6 protein-coding genes, 1 pseudogene and 1 riboswitch are annotated in these 6,878 nt (G+C 62.2%); of the genes and pseudogenes, 4 read left to right on the top strand and 3 right to left on the bottom strand.

All coding sequences use genetic code 11. The features are described 5' to 3' along the window. The first annotated feature begins 78 nt into the window (after window positions 1–78). Window positions 79–263: riboswitch (yybP-ykoY riboswitch) on the top strand. A 22-nt stretch (window positions 264–285) separates the two neighbouring features. From ACEW8G_RS04775 to ACEW8G_RS04760, 4 genes are all read left to right on the top strand, one after another. Beyond that, window positions 286–858 carry a TMEM165/GDT1 family protein gene (locus tag ACEW8G_RS04775; RefSeq protein WP_373487303.1) on the top strand — a complete coding sequence of 191 codons (573 nt, stop codon included), beginning with the start codon at window positions 286–288 and terminating at the stop codon, window positions 856–858. Between the two features lie 72 nt (window positions 859–930). Beyond that, entirely contained in the window at window positions 931–2,148 is a 1,218-nt protein-coding gene (locus ACEW8G_RS04770) for an argininosuccinate synthase (RefSeq protein ID WP_373487302.1), read from the top strand. A 9-nt stretch (window positions 2,149–2,157) separates the two neighbouring features. Next, window positions 2,158–2,613: a DUF3429 domain-containing protein gene (locus ACEW8G_RS04765; protein ID WP_373487301.1), complete on the top strand. Its 456-nt coding sequence runs from the start codon at window positions 2,158–2,160 to the stop codon at window positions 2,611–2,613. A gap of 1,043 nt (window positions 2,614–3,656) precedes the next feature. Next, complete coding sequence (locus ACEW8G_RS04760; protein ID WP_373487300.1) at window positions 3,657–4,370, top strand: EAL domain-containing protein; 714 nt, start codon at window positions 3,657–3,659, stop codon at window positions 4,368–4,370. A gap of 80 nt (window positions 4,371–4,450) precedes the next feature. Here ACEW8G_RS04760 and pal read toward each other — a convergent pair whose 3' ends face one another. From pal to ACEW8G_RS04745, 3 genes and pseudogenes are all read right to left on the bottom strand, one after another. Then, a complete protein-coding gene (gene pal / locus ACEW8G_RS04755) occupies window positions 4,451–4,972 on the bottom strand; it encodes a peptidoglycan-associated lipoprotein Pal (protein ID WP_373487299.1) in 522 nt (173 codons plus the stop codon). Window positions 4,973–5,168: 196 nt separating this feature from the next. After that, window positions 5,169–6,497, bottom strand: coding sequence for a Tol-Pal system beta propeller repeat protein TolB (gene tolB / locus ACEW8G_RS04750; protein ID WP_373487304.1), 1,329 nt, complete (start codon window positions 6,495–6,497; stop codon window positions 5,169–5,171). An 81-nt stretch (window positions 6,498–6,578) separates the two neighbouring features. Next, window positions 6,579–6,878 (bottom strand): annotated as a pseudogene (locus tag ACEW8G_RS04745) (cell envelope biogenesis protein TolA); the annotation flags it as partial.

The raw sequence follows: 6,878 nt of genomic DNA, 5'->3' as shown, positions 1-6,878 counted from the left end.
TTAACATCGGCTTTGGTTGCCACCGTCTTGTTGCCCGCATCCGCCATCTTGCATCCCCCATGATCAAGGCGTAAAGGCTAGCACGTCAGATGGGGAGTAGCCAACCGGTGCCGTGCACCGGTCCGCGCGTCAACACACTTGGCCGAGAGGCCATGGTGCGCGGGTTTCCGGGATATCCCGGCTTCCGGCAAGACCGATGACACCTGAACCTGTTGCCCGGCCGGGCAGGGGTGAGGGTGTTGTTGTGTCCTGCCTTTGCTGCCCGGCCCCGGAAATGGCACCTTCATGGAAGCTTTCTTCGCCTCGCTGTCGCTGGTCGCGCTTGCCGAAATGGGGGACAAGACCCAGCTGCTCGCGATCCTGCTCGCAGCACGGCTGCGCAAGCCCGTTCCGATTATCGCCGGCATGTTGGTGGCGACGCTCGTCAACCACTTCCTCGCCGCCTTGCTTGGCCAGCAGCTTGCAGGGCTGCTCGACAGCCCCGGCTTTCGCTATGCGATTGCCGCCGGGTTCATCGGCATGGCGCTGTGGGCGCTGATCCCCGACACGCTTGCCGAGGATGAGGCTCCCAAGCCCCGCAGTGGCGGGGTCTTTGTCACCACATTGATCGCGTTCTTTCTGGTCGAAATGGGCGACAAGACCCAGATCGCCACGGTGGCGATGGGCGCGCATTACGGACAGGTGATCGCGGTGACCGCAGGCACGACGCTGGGGATGATGATCGCCAATGTCCCTGCCGTGCTCATCGGCCATCGCATCGAGCGGATATTGCCGATCCGCGCGCTGCAGATCGGCGCGGCGATGCTGTTTGCCGCGCTTGGCCTGTGGGTCGCGGTGCAGACGGCGGGCTGGCTGTAGCGAGCCCATTGCGCGCGCCGGGCCAGCCTGATAGGCGGCGCGCAGCATCAGGTCTTGCAGGAAAATTGCTCCATGACTCAAGCCGTCAACCGCGTCGTCCTCGCCTTTTCGGGCGGGTTGGATACCAGCGTGATCCTGAAATGGCTGCAGCAGACCTATAATTGCGAGGTCGTTACCTTCACCGCTGATCTCGGCCAGGGCGAAGAGCTTGAGCCCGCACGCGCCAAGGCTGAGATGATGGGCGTAAAGCCCGAGCACATCTTCATCGACGATCTGCGCGAGGAATTTGTGCGCGATTATGTGTTTCCGATGATGCGCGCCAATGCGTTGTATGAGGGCACCTACCTGCTCGGAACCTCGATTGCCCGGCCGCTGATCGCCAAGCGGCAGATCGAGATCGCCAAGATGGTCGGTGCCGACGCGGTCAGCCACGGCGCGACCGGCAAAGGCAATGATCAGGTGCGCTTTGAGCTTGGCTATTATGCGCTCGACCCGGACGTCAAGGTCATCGCCCCGTGGCGCGAGTGGGACCTGACCAGCCGCACCAGGCTGATCGAGTTTGCCGAAGCGCACCAGATCCCGGTCTCGAAGGACAAGCGCGGCGAAGCGCCGTTCTCAACCGACGCCAACATGTTGCACACCTCGTCCGAGGGCAAGGTGCTTGAAGACCCGTGGGATGAGGTGCCAGATTACGTCTATTCGCGCACCAACCACCCCGAGGACGCGCCCGATACGCCTGAATATATCACCATCGATTTTGAACGCGGCGATGGCGTTGCGCTCAACGGCGAGGGGATGAGCCCGGCGACCCTGCTTGGAAAGCTCAACACGCTGGGCAAAACGCACGGCATCGGGCGGCTCGATCTGGTCGAAAACCGCTTTGTCGGCATGAAGTCGCGAGGGCTGTATGAGACGCCCGGCGGTACCATCTATCACATTGCGCACCGCGGCATCGAGCAGCTGACGCTGGATCGCGGCGCGGCGCATCTGAAAGATGAGCTCGCCCCGCGCTATGCCGAGCTGATCTACAACGGCCTGTGGTTCAGCCCCGAACGCGAGATGCTGCAGGCGGCGATCGATCACAGCCAGGCGCATGTCACCGGCACCGTGCGGCTCAAGCTTTACAAGGGCAATGCCTCGGTCGTCGGCCGCAAGTCGCCGTACTCGCTGTACAGCGAAAAGGTGGTGACGTTTGAGGATGACGCTGGGGCTTACGATCAGAAGGACGCCGAAGGCTTCATCAAGCTCAACGCACTGCGGCTGCGCCTGCTGGGCCGCCGGGGGGTCTGACGGCGCACGATGGCGCAGGGCAAGCCAACTTCTCACCTGCTGATGCAGGGCCTGACCTATGCCGGCGCACTGCCCTTCATCGCGGGCGCGCTTTCGCATATCATCGGCTATGGCGGGGTCAATGCCGCCAACCTCACCTGCTATTGGGCGTTCACCATCCTGATGTTCATGGCGGGCACCTTGTGGGGCGTCCAGGTGGTCGCGCCGCAACGGGTGCGCCCCAATCTGTTCATCGCCAGCAATGCGGTGGTGCTGGCGACATGGGCGGCTTTGTGGTTCGTGCCGTTCAACGAGGCGGCATTGCTGTTCGCGCTCGGCTTCGGCATTCTGCTGTGGCTCGACCGCGCGGCGGTGCGCGCCGGGGCGACCGAGGCGTCTTATGGCGAACTGCGCGCTCACGTGACGATCATCGTGATCGGCTGCCTGGTGCTGATCGCCAGTGTCCCATCGGGGATAGTTGGCTGAGGCGAATCACGCATAAGGGACCTTGCCCAATCCACGATTGTTACGCGCGTGTGAAACAAAGCATCAGCTCGGCGTTAATCCATTGTTATGCTCCGATTTATCCACAGAGAAGCGCGTGCGCCTGTGGATAACTCTCACAATAACACTGGCCTCGACTCGGACACCATGAGACCTTTGTCTTGTCAAAACGACAGACGGAATGCGGACTAAGAGTTCAAAAAAACGTTGTAATACAGCAATGTAGTACAGGTTTATGGACTGGAGGGTGCGCCCGCCTGGGGGCCGGAAACGGCGTTTCAGGTGTGATTGAAGGCAGGTGTTTGCATTTGCCCGAATAGACCGCCAGCCAACCGGGCAGCAATGCCATGGCAGGGGCAGCAGTTGAAGGTTCGAATGGCGTGATGATGATCGGCAGGCAGGCCGGGGCGGCGTCGCAAGACAATGTTCGGGCAGCAGGCCGGTGCGATACCGCTGATGCGACATGCGGAATAGCGACAAAGGTTAACGCGCATCGCCCCCGGGCGGTGCTGCCGGGCCGGAGATGCTGGACCAAACGAGCAAGGCAGTATCAGGCGAGCGCGGACCCGGCTTCATATGCCCTTGGGCAGAAGGGAACCGGGCCCCGCGCGAAGCCAGATGCTTCGAAAAGGTAGGATGGCACGTGGTGCGAACGCAGCAATGCGCCAGCAACATGCAGGTTCGACAAAGCCGGATAGGAACTGTTGCCGCTCGCGGCGCACGGACTGGACGGCAAGGCGCGGGCAACCGCTGCCAGAACCTGAGTGACGGGCCAGGCAACCAGATCAGGCGCAGTGGGGGCCGACAGCAATGTCGGCCCCCGTTTTGCGTTTACCCCCCCCAACCGCCCGTCCTCCCACCGCCCGCGCTCCGCCAGGCCCGGTCAGCCGCGCTTTGGTGACTATGACGCCAACGTTTCACCTGCTGTTAGGGTTTGGAGGATAGGTTAGGTGCTTGCAGGAGGATGAGACATGCAGGCAGGGTGTCAGGGTTGCAGGTCGGGACAGCATGAATTTGCGATCGCAATGGCATTCCAACCCATTGTCGACATCCAGACCGGGCTTCCGTTCGCGTATGAAGCGTTGGTGCGTGGTGAGAATGGCGAGGGCGCCGCAGAGGTGCTCGCGCGAGTCACGCCGGAAAATCGCTATGCATTCGATCAGCGATGCCGGGTGAAGGCGATTGAAGATGCTGTTGCTGCAGGCATCCTCGATACGCCGGCTCGGCTGTCGATCAACTTCCTGCCCAATGCGGTCTATTCGCCGCTCGCGTGTATTCAGTTGACGCTGCAAACATCGCGGGCAACCGGGCTGCCGATGGATCGGTTGATCTTCGAATTCACCGAGAACGAGCACATGGCCGATACCCACCATGTCAAGAACATCGTCGATTCCTATCGCAAGATGGGGTTTGGCACCGCGATCGACGATTTTGGTGCCGGCCACGCCGGGCTGGGCTTGCTGGCCGAATTCCAGACCGATTATATCAAGCTCGATATGGAGCTGATCCGTGGGCTTGATACCAGCATGCCGCGCCGCATGATCGTCGAGGGCGTGTTGCGCATCGCTCAGTCACTTGGCATCACCGTCATTGCCGAGGGTGTCGAAACGATGGGCGAATACGAGGTCTTGCGCGGCATGGGTGTCCGCTACCTTCAGGGCTATCTGCTGGCACGTCCCGCGTTCAGGGCCTTGCCGGTGATTGACCTGCCGCAGGAGCGTTATGCCGCCGTCGCGTGATCACACATTGATGTAAAGGCAAATGACAAGGGCTGGCCAGTCGCCCGGCCAGCCCTCTGCGCATGTCGCATCAGCTGCAATCAATCAATCGTCACCGTCACCGCACGCCGGTTGCGTGCCCATGAGCTTTCGTCCGAGCCGAGCGCATCGGGCCGTTCCTTGCCATAGCTGACCACGCGCAGGCGGCTTTCGCTGATGCCGATCGAGACCAGATAGTTTTTCGCGGCGTTGGCGCGGCGTTCACCCAGTGCGAGGTTGTAATCGCGGGTGCCGCGTTCATCGGCATGGCCTTCGATGATCGCCTGCTTGTTGGGATACTGGCTGAGCCACTGCGCCTGGCTTTGCAGCGTCATCTGGTCGTCGGTGTCGACATTGTAGCGATCAGTGTCAAAGAAGATGCGGTCGGAGCGCACCCTGGCGAGGAAATCGCCCTGGCTGCCGGGCACGGCCACGTTGTTGACGCCTGAGCCATTCTGGCCGCCTGAGGATGAGTCGAGCGCAGGGCCAGGGGCGGGGGGCAGTTCTGGCGGGGCCTTTTTGGCGCATGCGCCCAGCGCAATCACGGCGGTGGCCATGAGCAGTGCGTTACGGACAGTTCTCATCAAACGTCTCCTTCATTCAAGGCTTGGGATCAGACCGCCGGGGATGCCCCGGTCATGTGGCCACAATCCCTTGGGGGGAATTGTTAAGGCATGGGCTGCGCGGCAGGTAACCGACACCGACAAAACAGCCCGATATTACGACGAAACGTGGCTCGATTTGTTGCCGAGGTAAACCCCTTTGCCGCAAAAAAGCCCGTCACGGCAGAATCGGCCCCCATGATGGGTCCGACCCGTCGACCGGAGTGGGCAGGCGGCGCTCGTTTGCACCGGTGAGGTCAACTTGCCACACGCTGGAGTTGCCGGCGCCGCGCGCGGTGCGGAAAAACTGGATAACCCGGCCGTTGGGCGCCCAGGTCGGGGCTTCATCCTGCCAGCTGTTGGTCAGCAATCGTTCGCCGCCGCCCCCCGGGCTCATCACGCCGATGCGGAAATTGCCCGCGATCTTGGTAAAGGCGATCAGATCGCCGCGCGGGCTCCATTCGGGGGTGGCAAAGCGCCCGCCGCCAAAGCTGATGCGGCGCTGGTTCGATCCGTCGGCGTTCATCACATACAGCTGCTGACCGCCGCTGCGGTCGCTTTCGAACACGATCTGGCTGCCATCGGGCGAGAAGCTGCCGCCGACATCAATGCCGGGGCTGTCGGTCAGCCGCTGCGGCGTGCCGCCTTCGGCCGGGATGCGATAGATATCGGTGTTGCCGCCAATCGCCATCGAATAGAGCAGGAACCTGCCATCGGGCGACCAGCGCGGCGCGAAGGTGGGGTTGCTGCTTTGAGTGACCAGACGCTGCCGCCCGGTGCCAACATCGTAGACATAAATGCGCGGGTTGCCGTCAAGGTAGCTGAGATATGCGATCTGCCTGTAATCGGGCGAGAAGCGCGGGGTGAGCGCAGTCGACTGGCCGTTGGTGATGAAGCGATGGTTGGCGCCGTCCGAATCCATGATCGCGAGGCGCTTCGTCCGGTTCCCCTTGGGGCCGGTCTCCGCGATATAGGCGATGCGGCTGTCAAAAAATGGACTTTCGCCCGACAGGCGCGAATAGATCGCATCGGCGCATTTGTGCGCGGCGCGCCGCCAGTCGGCTGGCTCCACAACAAAGCCCTGCCGGGTCAGTTCGCTGCCCAGCGCAACGTCATAGAGATAGCAGCCGACGGTGATCTTGCCGTCGCCATTGGCGCGGACAAAGCCCTGCACCAGCGCGGCGGCGTTGCGCCCCTGCCAATAGGGGAAGGTCGGCGCAGTCACCTCAGAAAATGTGATCTGCTTGACCGCATTGCGCCCAATGGGCCGGAACAGGCCGGAACGGTCAAGGTCCGACGCGATGACGTCGCTGATCCGGTTGCCAAGGTCCTCGGTGGTGCCCGCCAGCGTGTTCTGGCTCTGCGGGGTGGGCAGCGCAGGCACCGCGATCACCAGATCGGCATTGCCGGCATTGTCGACATCGACGGTCAGCTGGGCATGCGCGGGGGCGGTGAGGAACATCGCAACCAAGACAAAAACTGCTTTCCGGCGAAAGCCGGAATCCATGAGCGATGTTGCGCGATCCCGCTCTGGACTCTGACTTTCGCCGAAGAACTGTGCAAGAGAGAAGGTGAAAAAGCGCATGGTCTACAATCCCAGATAGAATGTTGGTTCGACAGTCTGCCATTCGGCATAAAATTGCGGCGGGAATTTGAACGGCGCGGCGCGGCGCACGGCATTGATCGCGCGCTCCTTGTGCAGTGTTTCCTGCGCGCGGTTGCTGGCGTTGACTCCGGTGGTCACTGCCGAGGGCGTGCCGATGATGGTCCCGTCTTCCGCCAGCCGCACGGTCACCTTGGTGCGCAGCTGCTCGACATCCGCGCCGGTGGGCGGCACCCAGTGCGGCTTGACCTGACGCAGCAGTTCGTTGCGCAGCGAAGCCACGAC

It is taken from the genome of Blastomonas sp. (genome assembly GCF_041747255.1).
In the GTDB taxonomy this organism is placed as follows: domain Bacteria; phylum Pseudomonadota; class Alphaproteobacteria; order Sphingomonadales; family Sphingomonadaceae; genus Blastomonas.
The sequence above is the reverse complement of the archived record's forward strand: the minus strand, read 5'-3'. Positions and strand labels throughout refer to the sequence as shown.

What these genes read in the sequence shown, in the direction of transcription:
- ACEW8G_RS04760 (WP_373487300.1), top strand. Translation starts at nt 3,657, where the DNA reads ATGGCATTCCAACCCATTGTCGACATCCAGACCGGGCTTCCGTTCGCG.
- ACEW8G_RS04765 (WP_373487301.1), top strand. Translation starts at nt 2,158, where the DNA reads ATGGCGCAGGGCAAGCCAACTTCTCACCTGCTGATGCAGGGCCTGACC.
- pal (WP_373487299.1), bottom strand. Translation starts at nt 4,972, where the DNA reads ATGAGAACTGTCCGTAACGCACTGCTCATGGCCACCGCCGTGATTGCG.
- ACEW8G_RS04770 (WP_373487302.1), top strand. Translation starts at nt 931, where the DNA reads ATGACTCAAGCCGTCAACCGCGTCGTCCTCGCCTTTTCGGGCGGGTTG.
- tolB (WP_373487304.1), bottom strand. Translation starts at nt 6,497, where the DNA reads ATGGATTCCGGCTTTCGCCGGAAAGCAGTTTTTGTCTTGGTTGCGATG.
- ACEW8G_RS04775 (WP_373487303.1), top strand. Translation starts at nt 286, where the DNA reads ATGGAAGCTTTCTTCGCCTCGCTGTCGCTGGTCGCGCTTGCCGAAATG.